Source organism: Micromonospora sp. LA-10 (assembly GCF_051853095.1).
Taxonomy (GTDB): domain Bacteria; phylum Actinomycetota; class Actinomycetes; order Mycobacteriales; family Micromonosporaceae; genus Micromonospora; species Micromonospora echinospora_A.
Map to the genome: position 1 here is coordinate 6,022,856 of NZ_CP195710.1, position 22,235 is coordinate 6,045,090.

Here is a 22,235-nt window from a genome sequence, read left to right on the forward strand (position 1 = left end):
GCGGGGCTCGGCGAGCACCGGCCCACCTGCTCGTGCCCTCGGGTGGAGACCGCAACAACACCCAACGAAGGAGTGCCATGTTCAATCCGTTGGATCACAAGGGAATCCCGCTGGAGAGCCAGATCCGCAACTGGCGCGAGCTTGATGTCGAGCCGATCGACCCCGAGGCCGTCGACCCGTACACCCGGTGCCGGATCATCACGATGAACGGCATCGAGGTCGAGGCGATCAACTTCCAGCACCAGTTCGCCCGCAACTGCCCCGACCAGGAGGTCCGCCGGCAGCTCGCGTACGTGCGGTACGTGGAGAGCCAGCAGCAGCGGGTGGTGAACTGGCTGCTGCCCGGGGTGGCCAGCGTGCTGGAGACGACGCTGGGATACGAGCAGGTCGCCGTCGACCTCACCGCCTGGGTGGCCCGGCACGAGCCGGACCCGTACTTGAAGCGGGCGTACGAGTTCGGTGTGTTGGAGGACTTCGACCACCTGTACCGCTACGCCAACCTGTACGAGATGGTCGAGCGTCGCAAGGCGGAGAAGATCGTCGACGGGCTGACCGAGGTGATGCCCGGGCGGCCCACCGTGCAGGAGCACCGGCACCCGTTCGACGAGGTCCGCACGCCGTACGACCGCAACTCGGTGGACCCGCGCTCGAAGTTGCACGCGCTGACGATCCTCTCGGCCGAGCAGCAGGTGATGTTCTACTACATGAACGTCGGCCCGCAGTACATGGAGCCGATCGCCCGCCAGCTCTACCAGGAGATCAGCCTGATCGAGCAGGAGCACGTCACTCACTACGAGTCGCTGCTCGATCCGGGTGAGAACTGGTGGGAGCGGCTGCTCACCCACGAGTACAACGAGTGCTGGCTCTACTACTCCTTCCTGCAACAGGAGAGCGACCCAAAGGTCAAGGCGATCTGGGAGCTGCACCTGCAGATGGAGCTGGCCCACCTGCAGCAGGCCGCCGACCTGCTGCGTCGCCACGACGGCCGGGAGCCCGAGGAGATTGTCGGCAGCGCCGGCCTGCCCGAGCCGCTGACGTTCGAGCCGAACAAGCAGTACCTGCGGCACCTGCTGGCCGAGACGGTCGGCCTGACCAAGCTCGGTGAGGGCTACGTCATCGAGGCCCACGAGCGCTTCGAGTGGATGCAGCAGCAGCTGCACGACGGCCAGCAGCCGCCGAGCGAGCAGGTGATCGACATGCACCGGGAGCGCTTCGGCGACGAGTACCGCATCGAGACCGAGGGCCCGCACCCGGTGGAGCGGCTGCGCGCCGAGGGAGGCACCCATGCCTGACACCGACGCCCCGGCCAGCCCGGGTCCGCAGGAGGACGTGGTCGACCTGCTGCTCGCCCAGCACGCCGAGATCGAGCGGCTTTTCCTGCTGGTCATCGGTGGCACCGGCGACATCCGCCGGGACGCCTTGTTGATCTGGCAGGGATCGGGTTTACGACTGCCTGGGGTGACCGGGGCCTCCTACGCTGAAATTTGTGGAAGATGTCGATGACGCCCGCGAGCTCGTTGAGCAGCGGATGCGCGCCACGGGTTTCGAGGAGGACATCCTCGACAAGGTCATGGATCTGCTGGAACGCTTCGACACCGATCGGGAGAAGCTGTTCGAGGAGATGCTCTCCAAGCTGGAGCAACCGGGCTATGACGGCCTGACCGACCGGTGGGAGACCAACTGCGAGCAGGCCGAGGCGCTGATGGAGCGCCTCGAATCGGACATCCGGTCGGTGCTGGAGGACAGCCAGGCCAACGCGATGTCCGCCGACGAACGGTGGACCGCGGTCGGCCCGCGTGACTTCCTCGCCGGGGAGCGCAAGATCTGGGCGCAGGTCGCCCGGCTCGACGTCCCCGAGGTCGCCACGCTGATGGGCAAGGTCCTGGAGGCCGACCTCGCGCTCATCAAGAAGTGCGAGGAGGACCTCAAGAACGCGCGCAGCAACGACGCGATCGTCGAGCAGCTGCTCCTCAAGAACTTCGGCTCCATCCAGGACACGGTCAAGAGCCTGCTCGTCAAGTACCTCCCGACCTCGGGCGCCCGCCTGATCGTCCTCTTCATGAGGGACCCGTCGTCCAAGGAAGCCGCCAACGAGGCGATCAAGACCTTCGAGAAGCTCGCCGCGGAGAACCTCATGGCGGCCAAGCAGAAGCGTGCCGCGAAGCAGACGGTGGTCGACAACATCAAGCTGCTGACCGCGGCCCGCGAGCAGCTCGACGAGGACTGGATCGACAAGCTCTTCGCCCGCGGCGCCGAGGCGGCGGGGAACTGGCGCGGCATCGGCGCGTCCGGCGACTACCGGGCCACCGACTGGGACTGGATGAAGGAGAACGTCCTCGATCGAGGGCTCGACACGCGGGCCGAGGCGGCCAAGGAGCAGTCCGGCAAGCTCTACGACGAGCTCTTCCCCACGCTCGTGGAGGAGAGCACCAATGCCTTCGCCCAGCTGACCGATGATCCGGACACGCTGGCGAAGTTCAACGAGGAGCTGAAGAAGGCCTCGGATTCTCTGGAGTCGCTGCTGGCGACTGAGGAGGAATACGTCAAGGACCTGGCCGAGGGACCCTACAAGCAGACGGGCCTCGCCGCATTCGCCCAGGTCAAAGACGCGGTCAAGGTGGGCTTCAAGCTGCTCGCGGACAAGACGGAGGAAGCCGACGACGAGGTGAAGAAGTCATGACCGACCTCTTCGTCGCGGCGGGCGGTCCGGTCGGCGACGGCACCCGGACCCGGCCGTTCCACGATCCGTGGCTCGCCCTGCGGCAGGCTGCGCCCGGCGACCGCATCCACATCGCGGCGGGTACCTATACCGGGCGCGGCGAGCGCTCCTCGTGGGTCGTCGACACCCCCGAGTTGACAGTGCTCGGCGGGTACAGCCCCGACTTCACCCGCCGTACCCCCTGGCAGACACCGACGGTCTTCGCGGCAAAGGCCGGCCTGCGCGTCCCGAACGAGCCGAACATGCTCCAGGGCATTGGCAGCCACGACGGCCTCGTCCTGGACGGGTTGTTCTTCGACGGGGCCGGGCGCGACGACTACGACGAGCAGGGCGGCCTGCAGCGCGCCTCCTACGGGGACGGCCCGCTGGTGAGCCTGCGCGGCGAGCGCGTCACCGTCCGCGACTGCGGCTTCGCCAACGGCAGCTCCGGCGCCGTCGAGCTCGGCGGCGACTCCGTGGTCTTCGAGAACAACATCGTCGTCAACTGCGTCGGCCTCAGCCTGCTCACCGTCCGCGACGGCGCCCCCGAGACCCCGGCGGCGGTCAGCCGCAACACCTTCGCCTTCGCCCACGACGACTCCGACCCGCCGCGCGGCTCGGGCGCCGACCGGGCCGTCGGCGTACGGGTCGACGGCGCTGCCGCGATCGCCGACAACGTGTTCGTCGGCTGCGGCAACGCGGCCGTCGCCTGCCTGCGCGACGTCGGGCAGATCGCCGTCGACCGCAACCTGTTCTTCGCCACACCGCGCGACATCGTGCGCAGCCGTGTGCCGGGCGCGGAGGCCGAGGTCACCGAGGAGTACGCCGCGGAGCTCGAAGACGTCGGCCTGCGCTCGGCGGCCGGCAACACCGTCGGCGACCCGCAGCTGACCGGGATCCCGGCGGCGTGGCTCGACCCGTACACAGCGGACACTGCCGCCACGTACGAGCGCCCGCCGACCGCCGCCCTCAACGCGCTGCGGAAATCGGCCGGCCTCGGTGAGCTGCCGCCCACACCGGACCATGATGTTCAGCGGCCCGTCATGCGCCGGCTCGCCCCGGCCGAGGTGCTCGTCCTCGCGGTCGGCGCGGCCCCGGGCGCGCACCCCGCCGACCTGGCCGCGCCGGAGCCGTTCACCGAGCTCCCGGCCGGTCCGGCGTACCAGGCCGTCGACTGGGCGCGGCTCTACGAGGCCGACCCGGCGCTCGCCGGGACCCCGGTGCAGGTGCGGGCCGGGGTCGGCTTCGACCAGAACACGCAGATCATCCCCGAGCTCGCGGAGACGCACATCGGCGTCGCCGTCTACGAGCCCGGCACCGACAACACCCCGTGGTGGGCGCTCGCCCCGCGCTACGGCCTCGTCCACCACCAGACTGAGGAGGCCGTACGGTATTCGCGCGGCCTGGACGTCGAGTCCACGTACCTGCTCCGCGGCACGTACCGCCTCACGCCGCCCGGCGGCCGTCAGAGCGCCACCATCGTCCTCGACTCCCTCGCACCCGTGCTCGACATCACGGCCCCCGAGCCGCCCCGGCCGGCCGGGCGCGACTGGTTCGTGCGGGCCGGGTCCTCCGGCGGGAGCGGCAGCCGCGAGGCGCCGTTCCGCGACCCGTTCCAGGCCCTCGAAAAGGCCGCCGACGGCGACCGCATCCTCGTCGCCGCGGGTGACTACACGGGCCGCCTGCGGTCGGGCACGTGGCGCATCCCGGTACGCAACCTGACGCTGCTGGGCGGGTGGGACGCCGAGTTCGCCGCGCGCGACCCCTGGCGCCACCCCGTGCGCTTCGTGCTCACCCCGGAGACCAAGGCGAAGGGCATCTTCGGCGACCCGGTGCTCACCGGCGAGGACTCAGTGGAGGGCCTCATCCTCGACGGGTTCGTGTTCGACGGGGCGACCTACAACGTGTACGCCGACAGCGGCGCCCTCGACGCGGGCCATTCCCAGTCGGCGGCGCTGCTCGACCTGCGCGGCGGAAGCGGCGCCATCACCGTGCGCAACTGCGTCTTCGCGAACGCGGCGTACTGCGCCGTGCAGCTCAGCGCGGCGTACGGGACGTTCGAGAACAACGTGGTCGTCAACACGAGCGGCACCGCCGTCCGTATCCAGGCACCGGGCGCGGGCCCCTGGACCGTCCGCGGCAACACGGTCCTGTTCGCCGCCGACCCCACCGGCCGGGCCTCGACCGGGCAGTCCACGACCGGCTGCCTGCTGGACATCTCAGGCCGGGGCGTCGTGCGGGTCGAGGCCAACGTGCTCGCCTTCGCCGACAGCATCGCCGTCCGTGCGACCGTGCCCGGCCAGAACCTGCTGCTCGACGGGAACGTGCTCGCCGCCAACCTGTACGCCGACCTCCATGACGGCCGCCACGTGCTCGTCGACGCCGAGAACCGCGACCGGGTGTTCCGCGACGCCCCGTTCGGCGCTCAGGCCGGCACCCGGTTCGAGCTGCCGGCGGTGCCGGTCGACGCCGCGTACGCCCACCAGGCCGTCGGCCGCCTCTCGGCGCTGGCCGCCGCGATGCCGAAGGACGGGCTCAACGCCGCCGCGGCGGCACTCGGCGTCTCGATCACGGCGCCGAAGACGGAGGCGGCCGTCGAGGCGGCGCCCCCGGAGCCGAAGAAGGAGCCGTCGGTCGTCGACCTGCTCGCGGACCTCGGCCGGGCCCGCGAGGCGTTCGAGGCGAAGGACGCGTCCCCGCCAGCCACCGAGACTCCGCTGTACTGCCCGGTCTACCCGGTCGAGGCGGCGCTGAGGCTGGCCCTCGACGCCCCGCCAGGCGAGCCCGGCGCCCACGTCCGGACTTCATGATCAAAGAGCTTGTTGCATCCTGATTCCGCAGCCCATCGGGGCTTGCGGAGTCGGGGTGGGCGGTGCTCGGTCTGGTTGCCGGGTGTGGACCTGGTTGCCGGTAGCCCTGTCTAGACGCGGGTCCGCCGGCTGGCCGAGGAGCTGGATGTACCGCCACCGGCGCTTGCGTGACGAGAGTCCGCACCGTGGCTGAGACGGAGCGAGGGCCGGATGAGTCGTTCGCCGAGAGCCAGCACCAGGGCGGCTGCGCCGAGCAGGGCGCCGATCAGCACGGTAGCGCGTACACCATGGCTCGGCAGGGCCAGGCCGCCGACGAACGCGCCGGCGGTGATGCCGACGTTGACCGCGGCGGAGACTGCGGCGGCGGCGAGGTCGGAGCGTCCGGGGGCCACCTGCAGAACGAGGCCGCCGAGCGTCGCGGTGAACGCGGCGAATGCCAGTCCGGCCAGAGCGATCAGGCCGACGGACACCGACGGCCGTTGGCCGAACGTGTACAGGCCGAGCAGTGCTGCCGATTGCAGTGCGACGGTCGTGAGGAGAGCGAGCCACGGGCTGCGGTCCAGCAGCGCGCCGATGGCGAGGATGCCGAGCACGCTGGCGATGCCACGCACGAACAGGATGGCCCCGACTGACGCGGCAGAGAATCCGCTGACCTCGGTGACGAAGAGGGCGACGTAGGTGTAGGCGGCAATGGCACCGGCGGTCGCCAGGACGGCCATCGCCACCAGCAGCCAGAAGCGTCGGGCGTCGGGCGTCGCACCCCGGGCGGCGTGGCCGTCTTCCGGCCGCGTCGAGGGCAGCAGCGCGGCCACCAGGACGAGGGTGACCGCGCCGAGCCCGGCCACCGCCAGGAACGATGTGCGCCACCCGGCGCGGTCGCCCAGCCAGGTGCCCGCGGGCACTCCCAGCGCCAGCGCGACGGTGCCGCCGGCGAATACGACCGCGACGACCCGCCCGCGTAGTGCGGGCCGGAACAGTTCGGCCGCAGCCGGCACCACCACGGCCCAGAACAGCGCATGGGTCGTCGCGGTGACCATCCTGGCGACCAGGAGCAGCGTGAAGGTGCTGGTCAATGCCGTGACGGCGGTGCTGAGGACGAAGCCGGCCAGGAGCACCGACAGCAGCCGGCGGCGGGGGACCCTGCGGACCAGCGCCGTCAACGGGACCGAGGCGACCATCACCACCGCGCCGTACGCGGTGACGAGCATGCCCACCTGCGGCGGCGAGACGGCCAGGTCCATCGCCATCGGGAGCAGCAGCCCGATCGGCAGCGCCTCGGCGGTGGTGTAGAGGAACGTCCCACCGGACAGGCCGATCAGCGCTCCCACTGCCCGTCCGCGTCTCATCAGGCCCCCTGTTTCCGGCAAAACCGCTTATGGTGGCAACACGCTAGCTGCGCCCGTCGATGTGGGTCAACTGGTAAAGTGAGTTTCGATGGAAACACTCGACGGCGTGACGCGGATGCGCCTGGTAGGCGGCAATCTCGCGCTGGACTTCATCAACACCCGTACCGGTCCGCCCGTCGGATCTCCGGACGGCGACGTGCTGACCGGCTACCCCGAGCTCGTCGCCTGGAGCGTGTACGCGGGTGCGCTCAGCAAGCCGGAGGCGGAGGCGTTGCGCCGGCTGTCACACGATGATCCGGCCGGCTCTCAGACCGCCTTCGCCCGATCGCTGCGGATCCGCGACGATCTCGACGACGTATTCCGGGCAGTGGCTGCCGATCGCAGGCCGGGCCGGTCCGTACTGGCTCGCCTGCGGGACGACGAAGCGGACGCGCTCGGTCACGCACGACTCGATCCAGGGCGTGCGTTCGGATGGACCTGGCGAGACGACCAGACGCTTGCCCGGCCGCTGCGGCCGGTGGTGCACGCGGCGGTCCAGCTCCTCACCACAGGCGCGCTGGACCGGATCAAGGGATGCGGCGGCTGTCGCTTTCTCTTCCACGACGAGAGCAAGAACCGCAGTCGCCGCTGGTGCAGCATGGACGACTGCGGAACGTCCGAGAAGATGCGCCGCTACGTCGCGGCGCGACGCACCCGCGCGACGAGCTGAGCCTGGCCTGTCACGATCCGGCGGGCCGCGGCACAGCGACAGGTCGAGCTCTCCTGTGCCGGCCTCGGCTGTGGGCCGACAGGGCGAGGTAGCTGCCCGGGGCGAGCCGGTCGCGGTAGGGGGCGGGGCCGGCCGTGAGCGGCTCGATCCCTCATCCCGAGCACACTGTTGCCCCCGCCGGTGGCGATCCTCTACGGTCGGCTGAAGCGGTGGGCGGTGCGGTCCGCATCCGACCGACACCGCCGGGTGCCCGTCGCGCGGGCCGGGACGGTGGAGTCCCGGGCCACCCCGTCGGCGGTGTCGCGGCGGTCGTGTGACTCCAGCTCGTACTCCGGGTGGTGCTGCCCGGCGCGGCTCCGCGCGGAGCCGACGGCGAGCGCGGCCACGCCGATCCCCACCGGAGAGTCCCGTGTTCCTCAGCCCGCACGAGCAGGATCGCCTGCTCGTCCATGTCGCGGCCGATGTCGCTCGCCGCCGCCGCGAGCGCGGCCTGCGACTCAACTATCCCGAAGCCGTCGCGATCATCGTCGCCTTCCTGCTGGAAGGGGCCCGCGACGGACGGTCGGTGGTCGACCTCATGTCCGCCGGCCGGACGGTGCTCGGCCGCGAGGACGTCCAGGACGGCATCCCCGAGATGCTGAGGGAGGTGCAGGTGGAGGCGACGTTCCCGGACGGTACCAAGCTCGTGACGGTGCACCACCCGATCCCGTGATCCCGGGGGAGATCCTGCCGGCGGCCGGCCCGGTCTATATCAACGCGGGTCGGCCGGTGACCACAGTGGTCGTGGTGAACACCGCCGACCGTCCGGTGCAGGTCGGCTCGCACTACCACTTCGCCGAGGCCAACCCGGCCCTGATGTTCGACCGGGCCGTCGCCTGGGGTCAGCGTCTCGCCGTTCCGGCGGGTACCTCGGTCCGGTTCGAGCCGGGCGTGAGCCGCACCGTCGAACTGGTCCCGCTCGGCGGCGCACGCGTCGTGCCCGGCCTCCGCGGCGAATGCGCCGGGCCGCTGGACGAAGCGCCACCGACCGCGCCAGGAACAGACGCGCCGGGAACAGAAGAGCCGGGAACGGACGCGCCGACGAGCGGGGCGCCGACGACCGACGGGCCGGCGCGGTGAGCGCCGTGCGACGGGACCGCTACATCGACCTGTACGGGCCGACCACCGGCGACCGCATCCGGCTGGCCGACACGAGCCTGCTGATCGAGGTGGAGACCGACCACTGCGTGGGCGGCGACGAGGCGGTCTTCGGCGGCGGGAAGGTGATTCGCGAGTCGATGGGCCAGTCGCGGGCGACCCGCGCCGAGGGCGCCCTCGACACCGTCGTCACCGGCGCGGTGGTGCTCGACCACTGGGGCGTGGTCAAGGCCGACGTGGGCCTGCGCGACGGGCGGATCGTGGCGCTGGGCCGGGCCGGCAACCCGGACACCATGCCCGGCGTCCACCCCGATCTGGTCATCGGCCCGGCCACCGAGGTCATCGCCGGGAACGGCCGGATCCTCACGGCCGGCGCCGTCGACACACATGTGCACTTCATCTGCCCGGAGATCGTCACCGAGGCGCTGGCCAGCGGCATCACCACACTCGTCGGCGGCGGCACCGGCCCCGCCGAGGGCACCCGGGCCACGACTGTCACCCCGAACGCCTGGCACCTGGCCCGCATGCACGAGGCGCTGGACACGCTGCCGGTCAACGTGCTGCTGCTCGGCAAGGGCAACACCGTCTCCCAGGAGGCGCTGTGGGAGCAGTTGCGCGCCGGCGCGGGCGGTTTCAAGCTGCACGAGGACTGGGGCACCACACCGGCGGCGATCGACGCCTGCCTGCGGGTGGCGGACGCCTCAGGGGTGCAGGTGTCCATCCACACCGACACCCTCAACGAGGCCGGTTTCGTGGCCGACACGCTGCGGGCGATCGCCGGCCGGGCCATCCACTCGTACCACACCGAGGGCGCGGGAGGCGGGCACGCGCCGGACATCATCACGGTGGCCGGCGAGCCCAACGTGCTGCCGTCGTCGACCAACCCGACCCGGCCGTACACCGCCAACACCCTCGCCGAGCACCTGGACATGCTGATGGTCTGCCACCATCTCAACCCGTCCGTGCCGGAGGACCTGGCCTTCGCCGAGAGCCGCATCCGGCCGTCCACGATGGCCGCCGAGGACCTGCTGCACGACCTCGGCGCGATCTCCATCATCGGCTCCGACGCCCAGGCGATGGGCCGGGTGGGCGAGGTGATCCTGCGAACCTGGCAGAGCGCGCACGTCATGAAGGAGCGGGTCGGCGCGCTGCCCGGCGACGGCGCGGCCGACAACCACCGGGCCCGCCGGTACGTGGCGAAGTACACGATCTGCGCGGCGATGGCGAACGGGCTGGACCGGGAGATCGGCTCGGTCGAGCCGGGCAAGCTGGCCGACCTGGTGTTGTGGGATCCGGCGTTCTTCGGCGTACGACCGCACCTGGTGCTCAAGGGCGGCATGATCGCGTACGCCCAGATGGGTGACGCCAACGCGTCCATCCCTACGCCGCAGCCGGTGCTGCCGCGCCCGATGTTCGGGGCGTACGGCGCCGCGGCGCCTGCCACCAGCCTGGCGTTCGTCGCGCCGGCCGCCCTCGACGCCGGGTTGCGTCTCGACGTGCGGCGACGGGTGGTGCCCGTCGCGGACGTGCGCTCGCGGGGCAAGGCCGACCTGCCGGAGAACGACGCGATGCCCCGGATCGAGGTGGACCCGGACACCTTCACCGTGCGGATCGACGGTCAGGTGGTGGAGCCGGACCCGGTGCCACGCCTGCCGATGGCCCAGCGGTACTTCCTGTTCTGATGGCGACGTCGAGTCTGCTCCTGCTGCTGGCCGACGGTCGCTTCCCGGCCGGCGCGCACGCCCACTCCAACGGCCTGGAGGCCGCAGTCGCCGCCGGCCGGGTCACCGACCTGGTCACGCTGGAGGCGTTCCTGGCCGGCCGGCTGGCCACCGCCGGGCTGGTCGGCGCCGCGTTCGCGGCGGCGGCGCACCGGGCGGTGACGTCAGCCGGTTCCGCCGTACGCGGTTCCACGCTGGCGTTGCTCGACGCGGAGCTGGACGCCCGGACGGCGGCGCCGGCGCTGCGCACGGTGTCCCGTCGCCAGGGGCGGGCTCTGCTGCGCGCGGGCCGGGCCATCTGGCCGGAGGCGTCCTTCGACGACCTGCCCTCCACACCTGGGGGAGCGCACCAGCCGTTGGTGCTCGGGCTGCTCTGCGCCGCCGCCGGCCTGAGCCGCGCCGAGACTGCCACGGTCGCCGTGCACGCGACGGTGACCGGTGCGGCCAGCGCGGCCGTACGCCTGCTCGGCCTCGACCCGTACCGGGTCCAGGCCCTGCTGGTCGGTCTCGCCTCCGAGTGCGACGGCACCGCCGCCGCGGCGTTCCGGGCCGCCGACGACCCACCCGAGCGGCTGCCCGCGGCGGCCGCGCCCCTTGCCGACATCCATGCCGAAGCTCATGCCACCTGGGAGGTGCGTCTCTTTGCGTCCTGACACCGTTGTGCCGACCGCTGCGCCCACTGCCGGCCGGAATCCTGCCCCGCACGACGAGACCGTTCCGCACACCCACCCCGAACCGGGGGTGGACCCGCATCCGCCGCTGGCCCAAGCCGGCCGGGCGCTGCGCGTCGGCATCGGCGGGCCGGTCGGGTCCGGCAAGACCGCTCTGGTGGCGGCCCTGTGCCGGGCGTTCGCCGGCGAGCTGCGACTCGGCGTGGTCACCAACGACATCTACACGACCGAGGACGCCGACTTCCTCAAGCGGGCCGGCGTGCTGGACCCGGCCCGGATCCGCGCCGTGGAGACCGGCTGCTGCCCGCACACCGCCATCCGGGACGACATCGGGGCCAACCTCGACGCGGTTGACGAGCTGGCCGAGGCGGTCGGCCCGCTGGACCTGGTGCTGGTCGAGAGCGGCGGGGACAACCTGACCGCCACGTTCAGCCGGGGCCTGGTGGACCGGCAGATATTCGTGGTCGACGTGGCCGGCGGGGACAAGGTGCCGCGCAAGGGTGGACCGGGGGTGACGTCCGCCGACCTGCTCGTGATCAACAAGACCGACCTGGCGCCGATGGTGGGCGCGGACCTGGCCGTCATGGACCGCGACGCGCGGGCCCGGCGCGGCGACCTGCCGACGGTGTTCCTGTCGATAGTCGGCGACCCGACGGCGGGGCAGGTCGCCGACTGGATCCGCCACGAACTGGCCCACCACGCGGCAGTACACCCGATCGCCGCGCGGGTCGGCCCGGCCTGATGCGCGCGTACGCCAGGCTGGTGGCCCGGGCCGACGGCCGGGGCGGCACGGTCCTCGCCGAGCTGCGCAGTGAGACGCCGCTGCTGCTGCGGCAGACGCCCGGCAGCGGTCGTGGCGTGACCGTGTACGTCGTCGGCGGGGCGGCCGGCCCGCTCGCCGGCGACGACCTGCGGCTGGAGATCGACGTGGGACCGGGGGCGGCGGTGCGCCTGCACACCGTCGCCGCCTCGGTCGCCCTGCCCGGCCGGCCCGGCGTCGTGTCGCGGATGGCGGTCCGCGCCGTGGTGCACGACGGCGGCGCACTGCACTGGCTGCCCGAGCAACTGGTCGCGGCGGCCGGCTGCGCCCACCTCGCCGAGTCCCGGCTCGAGCTGGCTGCCGGGGCGAGGCTGACCTGGCGCGACGAGGTGATCTGCGGCCGGTACGGCGAGGCGCCGGGCGGTGTGGTCGTACACACCCGGGTCGACTACGACGGCCGGCCGCTGCTGCGTCAGTCGCTCGCAGTGGGACCGGGCGCGCCCGGCTGGGCCGGCCCCGCGGTGCTCGGCGGCGCGCCGGCCACCGGGTCGCTGCTGGTGGTGGACCCGTCGCTGCCCCACGAGACCGCGACGGTCGACGGCACCGTCGCCCGGCTGCCCCTGGCGGGGGGCCCGGCGACACTGTGGACCGCCACCGCTCCCGACGCGCACACGCTGCGCGCCCACCTCCAAGGTGAGCCGCTGCTCACCAGGGTGGAGTGAGGCGAGGGTCAGCGGCGAAGGCCGGCCGCCTCGGCGTCGTCGCGGCGCCCCGCCGGGTCGAGTCGGGCGATCAGGTCGGCGAGGTGGTCGAGCAGGACGGTGTCGGCCGGTACGCCCGCCTCGGCGAGGCTGGTCCGGACCCGCTCGTCGAGGCTGGCGTGCTCGCGGCGGCCCCGGGCGGTCAGATAGGCCCGGATACGCCGGCGGTCCAGCGGGTCGATCCGGCGGAACACCAGGTTGCGGTCGACGAGCTGGTCGACCAGCTTGGTGAGGGTCCCCGGCGGCAACGACGCCTCGGCGGACACCTCGCTCATCGGATGGCCCTGACCGTCGGCGAGCAGGCAGAGCACCCGCCACGCCTCGGTGGTCAGGTCGTCGTCGGCCAGAACGGCGGCCAACCGGCGGGAGAGCAGCCGTTCGGCGCGGGTGAGCGAGCGCAGCAGATCGGCTGGCGCCCCGGGCACGTCTGACATGGAACTCCCTGGGCCGGTGGCCCTGTCATGGTAGCGACTCGTCCCGGTCCGTGGAGAGCTATGGTTTTCCCACGTCGGCCGGGCAATCATGGGCTCATGTCCGCGCCGGCCCCGCCGTGGCTCACCGTCGATCGGACCGTGGTCAGCATCGCGCTGGTGTACCCGATGCGCGGGCCGGCGGGAATGTTCGGCCCGACCTGCGAACTCTGTGCCCAGCTCGCGGTCGAGGAGATAAACGCCTGTGGCGGAGTGCTGGGCCGCGAGGTGCGGTTGGTGCCGGTCGACGGTGGGGCCCCGCCGGCTGAGGTGGCCGCCCAGGTGGAGGCGCTGGTGTCGGTGGGCGCCGTGCAGGGCGTGACCGGTTGGCACATCTCCTCGGTGCGGCAGGCGCTCGCGCCCCGGGTCGCGCACCGCGTGCCGTACGTCTACACCGCACTGTACGAGGGCGGTGAGCGTACCGAGGGGGTCTATCTGACCAGCGAGACGCCGGACGCCCAGCTGTGGCCCGCGATGCGGCTGCTCGCGGGGGAGCAGGGCGTGCGCCGCTGGTTCGTGGTCGGCAACGACTACGTGTGGCCGCGGCGCACCGCGCGGGCGGCCCATCGGTACGCGCTGCGCGGCGGTGGTCGCGTGGTGGGGCAGGCGTTCCTGCCGTTGGAGACGCACGACTTCGACGACGTGTTGCGCCAGATCGAGCGCAGCGCGGCCGACGCCGTGGTGATGCTGCTCGTCGGCGCGGACGCGGTGCGGTTCAACCGGGCGTTCGGGCGTGCCGCGATGGACCAGCGCTGCCTGCGGCTGAGCACCCTGATGGACGAGAACATGCTGCTGGCCAGCGGGGCGGGCGCGACGCGGCGGCTCTACAGCACGGCGGGCTTCTTCGCCGGCCTCGTGACGCAGGAGAACCTCGACTTCCACGGCGAGTTCGCCCGCCGGTTCGGGGTGGAGGCGCCGCCGCTGGGCAGCCTGGGGGAGTCCTGCTACGAGGGCGTGATGCTGCTCGCCGCCCTGATCGGGCAGGCCCGCACGCTCGACGTACGGGCGATCGAGACGGCTGCCGACACGGTGGCGTACCACGGGCCGCGCGGTCGGCTGCAGCTGCGCCGGCGGCACGTGCGCCAGCGGATCTACCTGGCCGAGGCCGACGGTCTCGACTTCACAGTGCTCGCCCAGATCTGACCGCCCGGTACCGGCCCTTGACACGTCCACCCGGCCCGGCCCTAAAATACTTCCTGCGTGAAGTATCTACCCTCGGGGTGGATACCGCGAATGTCTGTCCACCGTCGGCGGAATCTGTCCGCCGACCATTGTGGTGGCGCAATTCTTCACCGAATTAATCACGGCTGAAACCATCTCTCGTGGGATGGCTTCAGCCGTTGCCGCATGTGTTCTCTCCGGGGCCCGGGAAACAGTCAATTAAGGACTGGGAAACGTCCGCGCAATCATGCCGGTCAACGCTTTGCGTGCCCGTAACCGATGCGATGACCACAGGCGACGTCCACCCGTCGACCCCGGCATCGCCAACTCCACCGGACCGCACCGACCGTCCTTTCACTACTTGAGTGCACCGCAGGGAGATTAGATGTCACTTCTTTGGGGCCGCCGCATCCTGGCGGGCGCCATGACCCTCGTCGCCGCGGCGGCCATGACCGCGTGCGGCAGCAAGACCAGTGACGAGGGCGGCGCGGCCGGCGTCACCGCCGACGTCTCCGGCGACACCGTCAAGGTGGGCCTGCTCAACTCGCTCTCCGGCACCATGGCGATCAGCGAGGTCACCGTCCGCGACTCCATCATGCTCGCCGTCGAGGAGATAAACGCGGCCGGCGGCGTTCTCGGCAAGAAGATCCAGCCGGTCGGGGAGGACGGCGCCTCGGACTGGCCCACCTTCGCGGAGAAGGCCGAGAAGCTCCTCTCCGAGGACCGGGTCGCAGCCGTTTTCGGCTGCTGGACGTCGGCCAGCCGCAAGGCGGTCAAGCCGGTGTTCGAGAAGAACAAGGCGCTGCTGTTCTACCCGGTGCAGTACGAGGGCCTGGAACAGTCGCCCTACATCTTCTACACGGGCGCGACTACCAACCAGCAGATCGTTCCCGGGCTCGACTACCTCAAGGCCCAGGGAACGAAATCGGTCTACCTGGTCGGCAGCGACTACGTCTTCCCGCGCACGGCCAACAAAATCATCAAGGCGTACGCGGCGGCGAACGGCATGACGGTGGTCGGCGAGGATTACGCGCCGCTCGGGTCCACCGAATTCGGCACGATCGTCAACAAGGTCAAGTCGTCCGGCGCGAAGGCGGTCTTCAACACCCTCAACGGCGACAGCAACGTGGCGTTCTTCAAGGAGTACAAGTCGGCCGGGCTGACCGCCGCCGCGATGCCGGTGGTGTCGGTGTCCATCGCCGAGGAGGAGGTCAAGAGCATCGGCACCCAGTACCTGGAGGGCCAGCTGACCGCCTGGAACTACTACCAGACCACGCCCGGCACGGCGAACAGCAAGTTCGTGGCCGCGTACAAGGCGAAGTACGGCGCGGACAAGCCGACGAGCGACCCGATGGAGGCCGCCTACGTCAGCGTCTACCTGTGGAAGGCGATGGTCGAGAAGGCCGGCGCGTTCGACGTCGAGAAGGTCCGCGGCGCCTCCGACGGAATCACCTTCGACGCGCCGGAGGGCCTGGTCACCGTCGACGGCAAGACCCAGCACATCGCCAAGACCGCCCGCATCGGCAAGGTCGGCGCGGACGGCCTGATCACCGAGGTGTGGAACTCCGGCAAGCCGATCGCGCCGGACCCGTACCTCAAGACCTATCCGTGGGCGAGCGCCCTGAGCTGACGACGCCGGCCCCGGGCGGGCACCGCGACGACGCGGCCCGTCCGGGTCCCTCGACCAGCAGTACGGGAGTACCCACCGTGACAGTCCTCTTCGGTCAACTCTTCACCGGCATCAGCATCGGCGCGGTGCTGCTGCTCATCGCGCTCGGGCTGGCGCTGACCTTCGGCCAGATGAACGTCATCAACATGGCGCACGGCGAGTTCATCATGGCCGGCGCCTACACCACTTACGTGCTGCAACAGAGCATCACCGGCGCCGGCCTGTCGCTGCTGGTCGCGCTGCCGGTGGCGTTCGTGGTCGCCGGCACGATGGGTGTGCTGCTGGAGGTCCTGCTGATCCGCCGGCTCTACGCCCGTCCCCTGGACACCCTGCTGGTCACCTGGGGCGTGTCCCTGATGCTGCAACAGCTCGCCCGGGACATCTTCGGCAGTCCGAACGTGCAGACCCGCGCGCCCGACCTGCTCACCGGCAACGTGGCGGTGCCCGGCGGGCTGACGGTCGCCAACAACCGGCTGTTCATCCTGGCCCTGGCCTTGGCCGCGGTCGCCGCCCTCACCCTGGCGCTGCGGCTCACCCCGCTCGGGCGCCGGATCCGCGCGGTGGTGCAGAACCGCGACCTCGCCGCGGTGTCCGGCATCCCCACCGCCCGGGTCGACCGGACGACCTTCTTTCTCGGCTCCGGCCTGGCCGGGCTCGCCGGGGTGGCGCTCACCCTTCTCGGCCCGATCGGCCCGACCATGGGCACCAACCTGATCATCGACGCCTTCCTGGTCGTCGTGGTCGGCGGCATCGGCCAGCTCAAGGGCAGCTTGATCGTCGCCTTCGCCCTCGGGGTCCTCCAGGCCACCGGGGAGTACCTCACGACCCTCAGCGTCGCCAAGGTGATCGTCTTCGTGGCGATCGTCGCGTTCCTCCAGTGGCGGCCACAGGGCCTGTTCACCCTGCGGACCAGGAGCCTCGCATGACCGCCGTGACACCCGCGCCGCCGAGCACCGCCGACGCCCCGGCCCCGGCCGACATCGCGCCTGCGAGCCGGTCCGGTGGCCGGTCCCGGCTGCGCGCGGCGGCGGGGTTCGCGTTCGGCGCGGCGCTGCTGTTCGCCGTCGCGCCGCTGGCGCTGTCGGACTTCCGGCTGGCCCTGCTCGCCAAATACCTCTGCATCGCCATGGTGGCCGTCGGCATCGGCATCGCCTGGGGACGCGGCGGCATGCTCACCCTCGGCCAGGGCGTCTTCTTCGGCCTGGGCGGCTACGCGATGGCCATGCACCTCAAGCTCGCCGACGCGGGTCCCGGTGGGATGCCCGACTTCATGCAGCTGTACGGGCAGCTCGACGAACTACCAGTCTGGTGGCGGCCGTTCGCCAGCCCGTGGTTCGCGCTGCCGGCCACTGTGCTGCTGCCGATGGCCGTCGCCTTCGGGCTCGGCTCACTGGTGTTCCGCCGCCGGGTGCGGGGCGCGTACTTCGCCATCCTCAGCCAGGCTCTCGCCGCCGCCATGGTGATCCTGCTGATCGGCCAGCAGGGGACCACGGGCGGCACCAACGGGCTCACCGACATCCAGGGCTTCTTCGGCTACGACCTGGACGACCCGGTCAACCAGCGGATGGTGTACTTCATCATCGCCGGCGTCCTGCTCGCCCTGCTCGCGCTGGCCCGCCAGCTCATCCACAGCCGCTACGGGGAACTGCTGGTGGCGGTGCGGGACAGCGAGGAGCGGGTCCGCTTCCTCGGCTACGACCCGGCATCGGTCAAGCTCGTCGCCTACGTGGTGGCGGCGGGCATGGCGGGCCTCGCCGGCGCGCTGTTCGTACCGGCGGTGGGCATCATCTCGCCCGCCCTCATCGGCATCGTCCCGTCGATCGAGTTCGTCATCGGTGTGGCGGTGGGCGGCCGGGCCACGCTGCTCGGGCCGGTGCTCGGCGCGGTGGCGGTCGCCTGGGCGCGTACCGCCCTCTCCGAACGTTTCCCGGGCACCTGGACGTACCTGCAGGGTCTGCTCTTCGTGGTGGTGGTGGCGTTCCTTCCCGGCGGCCTGGCGTCGCTGTGGGCGCTGGCCCGCCGCCGCGCCGAGCGGGCGGAGGTGCACCAATGAGCGACGGCCGACTGGACGGGCTGTCCGTCCGTGACGTGCGGGTCAGCTTCGACGGCTTCACCGCCGTCGACGGCGTCTCGCTGGAGGTGCCCGCCGGTGACATTCGGTTCCTGATCGGGCCGAACGGCGCCGGCAAGACCACACTGGTCGACGCGATCACCGGTCTGGTGCGGGCCACCGGCTCGGTGTGCTTCGGCGACCAGGAGCTGCTGGGTCGTCCGGTGCACCGGATCAGCCGGCTCGGCATCGGCCGGACGTTCCAGACGTCGACGATCTTCGAGGAGCTGTCGGTCGTGCAGAACCTCGACATCGCCGCGGGCGCCCGCCGCGGCTGGGTCACCCTGGCCCGGCGTCGGCGGGGGATCCCCGACGAGGTGGCCGCCGCGCTGGAGACCATCGGGCTGACCGGCCGGGCCGACCAGCTCGCCGGCACGCTCGCGCACGGCCAGAAGCAGTGGCTGGAAATCGGCATGCTGCTGGTGCAGGACGCGCGGCTGCTGCTGCTCGACGAGCCGGTCGCCGGGATGAGCCACGAGGAGCGCGACGCCACGGGCGCCCTGCTGGAGACGGTGAGCCGGGACCGCACGGTGGTGGTGATCGAGCACGACATGGACTTCCTGCGTCGCTTCGCGCGCAGCGTCACCGTGCTGCACGCGGGCAGGGTGCTCAGCGAGGGCACTGTGGCGCAGGTCCAGGCGGACCCGCGCGTGCAGGAGGTCTACCTCGGCCACCCGGTCGACGCCGGGTCGGCCCCCAGCGGTCTGGAGGCATGATGCTGACCCTGCGTGGGGTGCACGCCGGATACGGGCGTTCCCGGGTGCTGCACGGCGTGGACCTGGCCGTCCCTCCCGACGGGGTGGCCGCGGTGCTCGGGCACAACGGCGCCGGCAAGAGCACTCTGCTGCGGGTCGCGGCAGGCCTGCTGCGCCCAGCCGCCGGCACCGTCGAGCTGGACGGCGAGGACGTCACCCGTCTGGCGCCGCACGAGCGGGTGGCGCGCGGCATGGCGTACGTCCCGCAGGGCCAGCAGTGCTTCCCGCACCTCACGGCGGCGGAGAACCTGCGCCTCGTCGCCGACACCCGGCGCGACGGCGCGGTGGCGACGGCGGAGGTGCTGGACCTGTTCCCGGCGCTGCGTCCGCTGCTGCGGCGACGGGCCGGGCTGCTCTCCGGCGGTCAGCGTCAGCAGCTCGCCATCGCCCGCGCGTTGATCACCCGGCCGCGGCTGCTCATGCTCGACGAGCCGACCGAGGGCATCCAGCCGTCGGTGGTCGCCGAGATCCAGGAGCGGATCGTCGAGCTGACCCGGCAGTCCGGCTTCAGTGTGCTGCTCGTCGAGCAACACCTCGGGTTCGCGCTGCGGGTGGCGAGCCGCTACCACGTCCTGGAATCCGGCCGGGTCACCTCGCACGGCGACGGGGGAGTCACGGCGGAGCGGGAGGTACGCGCGGCCCTCGCGGTCTGACCCGGGCCGGGTCGCGGACGACCGCCTCAGTCCCAGGTGATCGTGGCCTGTGTGCGCCAGATATCCAGGACTGCCGCGTCCCCGCGTAGGTCGAGGCGTTCGGTCCCACTCCGGTTCCACAGCAGGAGGTAGAGCTCGGACGCAGGTCCCACGACGGTCAGCTGGGCCGGCATCGCACCGGCGACCACGCGGTGCCCGGCCGGCTCGACGTGAAAGGTCCATCCCGCGTCGATGTCGGTAGGCGTCAGGGCCATGCTGAGGGGTGGGTTGGCCGTCAGACGCCTACCGGGCCGGCCGAAGAAGCCGTTGAGCAGTTCGTCGATGCCGTCGGCGGCGAAGGACGGGTCCCAGTACGGAACAGTGGAGACAGTTGACTCGGCGTCGGCGCGGTGCACTGCGGTCTCGTGAGCCTGGCGACGTGCCCAGAACGCCAACGGCGAGGGCGCGGGCAGAAACGTCCAGCACTCCACGCTCTCGTCAGCCGCTGCCAGCGTGTCCACGAGCGCGCGGTGGCCCTCCCGAAACCAGTCCAGCAGCTCGTCGTCATCGGCTGCGGCGAAGAACTCCGCCTCTTCCCGGGTGGAGAAGGGCTGACGGCGTCCCGTGATCACGTGGGCCGTGGCCCAGCGATGGACACCGCCGACATGACGCAGCAGATCACGGACCTGCCAGCCGGGGCAGGTCGGCACGTGCGCGTCCAGACCCGCCCGGCCCGCCGCCTCTGCCAGCCGGAGGCCTTCCTCATCGAGCGTGGCGATGTGCTCGGCGATGCGCATGACGGGAGCGTCCCACGCGCCACCTGGCCTCCGCCAGGCGGCGTCGTGCCATCGGTGCCGATTTACATTGACGGCCGTCTTTACTAAGATCGTGGCTGGGAGTCGCCATGCGCTGCTGGGCAGCAGTGCCGTCCACCCCTGGGACGGCTTGAATCGATCGGCGTCACCTTCTCCGGGGTGGGCACCCAGCGAGGGCCACTGGGCGCCGGCGCATCCACTGGAGCATCATGAAAATCTCACGGACAGTACGCCGTCTGGGACTGGGCGCGGTCGCAGTTCTCGTCGCCTCGTTCACGATGGTCGCCGTCAACCAGGCCGGTCCGGCCTCGGCGCACGGATCGGTCACCAACCCGCCGTCACGCAACTACGGATGTTACGAGCGTTGGGGTTCCGACCACCTCAACCCCACGATGGCCCAGACCGACCCGATGTGCTGGCAGGCGTGGCAGGCCAACCCGAACACCATGTGGAACTGGAACGGCCTGTACCGCGAGAACGTCGGCGGCAACCACCAGGCCGCCGTGCCGGACGGGCAGCTGTGCAGCGGTGGCCGTACCCAGAACGGCCTGTACGCCTCGCTCGACGCGGTCGGCGCGTGGACCGCGAAGCCGATGCCGAACAACTTCACCCTGACGCTGACCGACGGCGCCAAGCACGGCGCCGACTACATGTTGATCTACATCACCAAACAGGGCTTCGACCCGACCACCCAGCCGCTCACCTGGAACAGCCTCGAGCTGGTGCTCCGCACCGGCAGCTACCCGACCACCGGGCTGTACGAGGCACAGGTGAACGCGGGCAACCGCACCGGGCGGCACGTCGTCTACACCATCTGGCAGGCGTCGCACCTCGACCAGCCGTACTACCTCTGCAGTGACGTGATCTTCGGTGGCGGTGGCAACCCGCCGCCGACGACCCCGCCGCCCACCACGCCGCCGCCGACGACTCCGCCGCCCACGACCCCGCCGCCCACCACGCCGCCGCCGGCCGGAAACGGCGCCTGCACCGCCACCTTCCGCAAGACGAACGAGTGGTCCGGTGGATTCGGCGCCGAGGTCACCGTCCGGGCCGGCAACGCCGCCATCTCCGGATGGACTGTGGCATGGACCTGGCCCAACGGCCAGAGCATCACCAACTCCTGGAACGCGACGGTCACCTCGAACGGTTCGTCGGTCACCGCGTCGAACGCCAATTACAACGGTTCCCTGAGCGCCAACGCCAGCACCAGCTTCGGCTTCAACGCCTCCTGGAACGGCACCAACTCCACACCCAACCTCACCTGCACCGCTCGGTAACAGCATCTGCGGTGGGGTGGCGCGAACTGCGCCACCCCACCGTCGGGGCATCGCCGTGCCGGCAGTGTGTCGGCCGCTGCCCTCCGCCACCATCAGGAACCGCGACGAGGTGAAGAACGATCATGATTTCCCGGGTGAGCGTCAGCGGCTGGTACCGAAGCCCCTCCGTGTGGATCGAGGTGTGCCTGCTGGTCGCGTCGATCGGTGTGGCCGCCCTGGTCACCTCGACCATCCCGAAGACGGACCCGGCAGAACTCCACCGGCAGATCCTGACCCGGATGCGGACGACCCTCGAGCAGGCGGACCCGGCACAGCACCGTCACGCCGGGCACACCGCCCCGCAGGCGCCGGCCGGAGAGCAGGCCGCGCCGGCGGTCGTCTGCGGAGTCCATGTCTACGGCCACGAGCCCGCCGGGGCCGCCACACTGGCCGACGTAAAGACGGTCTACGGCTTCCACCTCTGCGGTGTCGCCGAGCAGAAGCGCCAGTGGGACGGGGCGGTCAAACTCGTCGGCCCGTTGATCATGGACATGACCACCCAACCTCCCGGCATCACGGTGGTCGAGGCGACCGCCGACGTCAGGTTCGTCGACCGGCTGCGGGAGATGTTCCCCGACAAGTACGAGGAACTGGCACTCAAGGAGGCGCTGCCCGCATCGGAGATGGCCGACCTGCGGCGCCGGTACGACGCCGCCGCCGGCTTCTGACCACGTCGAGCGGCCGGCTGAGGCGG

At 71.3% G+C, this 22,235-nt stretch carries 23 protein-coding genes; 19 read left to right on the forward strand and 4 right to left on the reverse strand.

What is annotated here, in order from left to right:
• The first annotated feature begins 77 nt into the window (after positions 1-77).
• From ACSDG8_RS28040 to ACSDG8_RS28055, 4 genes are read left to right on the forward strand one after another with little or no spacing between them, the layout of a single operon-like run.
• Complete coding sequence (locus ACSDG8_RS28040) at positions 78-1,292, forward strand: hypothetical protein (RefSeq protein WP_210891845.1); 1,215 nt, start codon at positions 78-80, stop codon at positions 1,290-1,292.
• Positions 1,285-1,503: a hypothetical protein gene (locus ACSDG8_RS28045; protein WP_210891847.1), complete on the forward strand. Its 219-nt coding sequence runs from the start codon at positions 1,285-1,287 to the stop codon at positions 1,501-1,503. The genes ACSDG8_RS28040 and ACSDG8_RS28045 overlap by 8 nt, the downstream gene beginning before the upstream one ends.
• Positions 1,487-2,680: a hypothetical protein gene (locus tag ACSDG8_RS28050; protein ID WP_210891849.1), complete on the forward strand. Its 1,194-nt coding sequence runs from the start codon at positions 1,487-1,489 to the stop codon at positions 2,678-2,680. Before ACSDG8_RS28045 ends, ACSDG8_RS28050 begins: the two co-directional genes overlap by 17 nt.
• Positions 2,677-5,508, forward strand: coding sequence for a right-handed parallel beta-helix repeat-containing protein (locus ACSDG8_RS28055; protein ID WP_439427379.1), 2,832 nt, complete (start codon positions 2,677-2,679; stop codon positions 5,506-5,508). The genes ACSDG8_RS28050 and ACSDG8_RS28055 overlap by 4 nt, the downstream gene beginning before the upstream one ends.
• Positions 5,509-5,618: 110 nt before the next feature.
• On the opposite strand, the gene ACSDG8_RS28060 is transcribed toward ACSDG8_RS28055, so the two are convergent.
• Positions 5,619-6,854: an MFS transporter gene (locus tag ACSDG8_RS28060; protein WP_210942407.1), complete on the reverse strand. Its 1,236-nt coding sequence runs from the start codon at positions 6,852-6,854 to the stop codon at positions 5,619-5,621.
• 88 nt (positions 6,855-6,942) lie between these two features.
• Between ACSDG8_RS28060 and ACSDG8_RS28065 the strand changes: the two genes are divergently transcribed.
• Positions 6,943-7,563 carry a CGNR zinc finger domain-containing protein gene (locus ACSDG8_RS28065; RefSeq protein WP_210891855.1) on the forward strand — a complete coding sequence of 207 codons (621 nt, stop codon included), beginning with the start codon at positions 6,943-6,945 and terminating at the stop codon, positions 7,561-7,563.
• A gap of 191 nt (positions 7,564-7,754) precedes the next feature.
• Here the strand turns inward: ACSDG8_RS28065 and ACSDG8_RS28070 are convergent, their stop codons facing one another.
• Positions 7,755-7,961, reverse strand: a complete 207-nt coding sequence (locus ACSDG8_RS28070) for a hypothetical protein (protein WP_210891857.1) — start codon at positions 7,959-7,961, stop codon at positions 7,755-7,757.
• An 11-nt stretch (positions 7,962-7,972) separates the two neighbouring features.
• Between ACSDG8_RS28070 and ACSDG8_RS28075 the strand changes: the two genes are divergently transcribed.
• From ACSDG8_RS28075 to ACSDG8_RS28100, 6 genes are read left to right on the forward strand one after another with little or no spacing between them, the layout of a single operon-like run.
• Positions 7,973-8,275: an urease subunit gamma gene (locus tag ACSDG8_RS28075; RefSeq protein WP_073827834.1), complete on the forward strand. Its 303-nt coding sequence runs from the start codon at positions 7,973-7,975 to the stop codon at positions 8,273-8,275.
• Complete coding sequence (locus ACSDG8_RS28080) at positions 8,272-8,682, forward strand: urease subunit beta (RefSeq protein WP_210891864.1); 411 nt, start codon at positions 8,272-8,274, stop codon at positions 8,680-8,682. The genes ACSDG8_RS28075 and ACSDG8_RS28080 overlap by 4 nt, the downstream gene beginning before the upstream one ends.
• The gene (locus ACSDG8_RS28085) at positions 8,679-10,382 is read left to right on the forward strand and encodes an urease subunit alpha (protein WP_210891866.1); all 1,704 of its coding nucleotides are present in this window, start codon (positions 8,679-8,681) and stop codon (positions 10,380-10,382) included. Before ACSDG8_RS28080 ends, ACSDG8_RS28085 begins: the two co-directional genes overlap by 4 nt.
• A complete protein-coding gene (locus ACSDG8_RS28090) occupies positions 10,382-11,074 on the forward strand; it encodes an urease accessory protein UreF (protein ID WP_210891867.1) in 693 nt (230 codons plus the stop codon). The genes ACSDG8_RS28085 and ACSDG8_RS28090 overlap by 1 nt, the downstream gene beginning before the upstream one ends.
• The gene (gene ureG, locus ACSDG8_RS28095; protein WP_210891869.1) at positions 11,064-11,834 is read left to right on the forward strand and encodes an urease accessory protein UreG; all 771 of its coding nucleotides are present in this window, start codon (positions 11,064-11,066) and stop codon (positions 11,832-11,834) included. The genes ACSDG8_RS28090 and ureG overlap by 11 nt, the downstream gene beginning before the upstream one ends.
• Positions 11,834-12,574 (forward strand): urease accessory protein UreD, encoded by a 741-nt coding sequence (locus ACSDG8_RS28100; RefSeq protein WP_439427380.1) that lies wholly within the window; start codon positions 11,834-11,836, stop codon positions 12,572-12,574. Before ureG ends, ACSDG8_RS28100 begins: the two co-directional genes overlap by 1 nt.
• Positions 12,575-12,582: 8 nt before the next feature.
• On the opposite strand, the gene ACSDG8_RS28105 is transcribed toward ACSDG8_RS28100, so the two are convergent.
• The gene (locus ACSDG8_RS28105) at positions 12,583-13,047 is read right to left on the reverse strand and encodes a MarR family winged helix-turn-helix transcriptional regulator (protein WP_439427381.1); all 465 of its coding nucleotides are present in this window, start codon (positions 13,045-13,047) and stop codon (positions 12,583-12,585) included.
• 96 nt (positions 13,048-13,143) lie between these two features.
• Here ACSDG8_RS28105 and ACSDG8_RS28110 point away from each other — a divergent pair, with 96 nt between their 5' ends.
• The 6 genes from ACSDG8_RS28110 to urtE all read left to right on the forward strand — a co-directional run bounded on the left by ACSDG8_RS28110 (position 13,144) and on the right by urtE (position 19,431).
• Positions 13,144-14,226, forward strand: coding sequence for a substrate-binding domain-containing protein (locus ACSDG8_RS28110; protein WP_439427382.1), 1,083 nt, complete (start codon positions 13,144-13,146; stop codon positions 14,224-14,226).
• 403 nt (positions 14,227-14,629) lie between these two features.
• Positions 14,630-15,874, forward strand: coding sequence for an urea ABC transporter substrate-binding protein (gene urtA, locus ACSDG8_RS28115; protein WP_210891877.1), 1,245 nt, complete (start codon positions 14,630-14,632; stop codon positions 15,872-15,874).
• Positions 15,875-15,951: 77 nt separating this feature from the next.
• Entirely contained in the window at positions 15,952-16,839 is an 888-nt protein-coding gene (gene urtB, locus ACSDG8_RS28120) for an urea ABC transporter permease subunit UrtB (protein WP_210891879.1), read from the forward strand.
• The gene (gene urtC, locus ACSDG8_RS28125; protein WP_210891881.1) at positions 16,836-17,966 is read left to right on the forward strand and encodes an urea ABC transporter permease subunit UrtC; all 1,131 of its coding nucleotides are present in this window, start codon (positions 16,836-16,838) and stop codon (positions 17,964-17,966) included. The genes urtB and urtC overlap by 4 nt, the downstream gene beginning before the upstream one ends.
• Positions 17,963-18,739, forward strand: a complete 777-nt coding sequence (gene urtD / locus ACSDG8_RS28130; protein WP_210891884.1) for an urea ABC transporter ATP-binding protein UrtD — start codon at positions 17,963-17,965, stop codon at positions 18,737-18,739. The genes urtC and urtD overlap by 4 nt, the downstream gene beginning before the upstream one ends.
• Positions 18,736-19,431: an urea ABC transporter ATP-binding subunit UrtE gene (gene urtE, locus ACSDG8_RS28135; RefSeq protein ID WP_439427383.1), complete on the forward strand. Its 696-nt coding sequence runs from the start codon at positions 18,736-18,738 to the stop codon at positions 19,429-19,431. Before urtD ends, urtE begins: the two co-directional genes overlap by 4 nt.
• 26 nt (positions 19,432-19,457) lie before the next feature.
• Here urtE and ACSDG8_RS28140 read toward each other — a convergent pair whose 3' ends face one another.
• Positions 19,458-20,207 carry a maleylpyruvate isomerase family mycothiol-dependent enzyme gene (locus ACSDG8_RS28140; protein WP_210891888.1) on the reverse strand — a complete coding sequence of 250 codons (750 nt, stop codon included), beginning with the start codon at positions 20,205-20,207 and terminating at the stop codon, positions 19,458-19,460.
• 227 nt (positions 20,208-20,434) lie between these two features.
• On the opposite strand from ACSDG8_RS28140, the gene ACSDG8_RS28145 reads away from it, so the two are divergent.
• Positions 20,435-21,502 (forward strand): lytic polysaccharide monooxygenase auxiliary activity family 9 protein, encoded by a 1,068-nt coding sequence (locus ACSDG8_RS28145; RefSeq protein ID WP_210891890.1) that lies wholly within the window; start codon positions 20,435-20,437, stop codon positions 21,500-21,502.
• A 122-nt stretch (positions 21,503-21,624) separates the two neighbouring features.
• Positions 21,625-22,209: a hypothetical protein gene (locus ACSDG8_RS28150; RefSeq protein ID WP_210891892.1), complete on the forward strand. Its 585-nt coding sequence runs from the start codon at positions 21,625-21,627 to the stop codon at positions 22,207-22,209.
• Positions 22,210-22,235 lie beyond the last annotated feature (26 nt).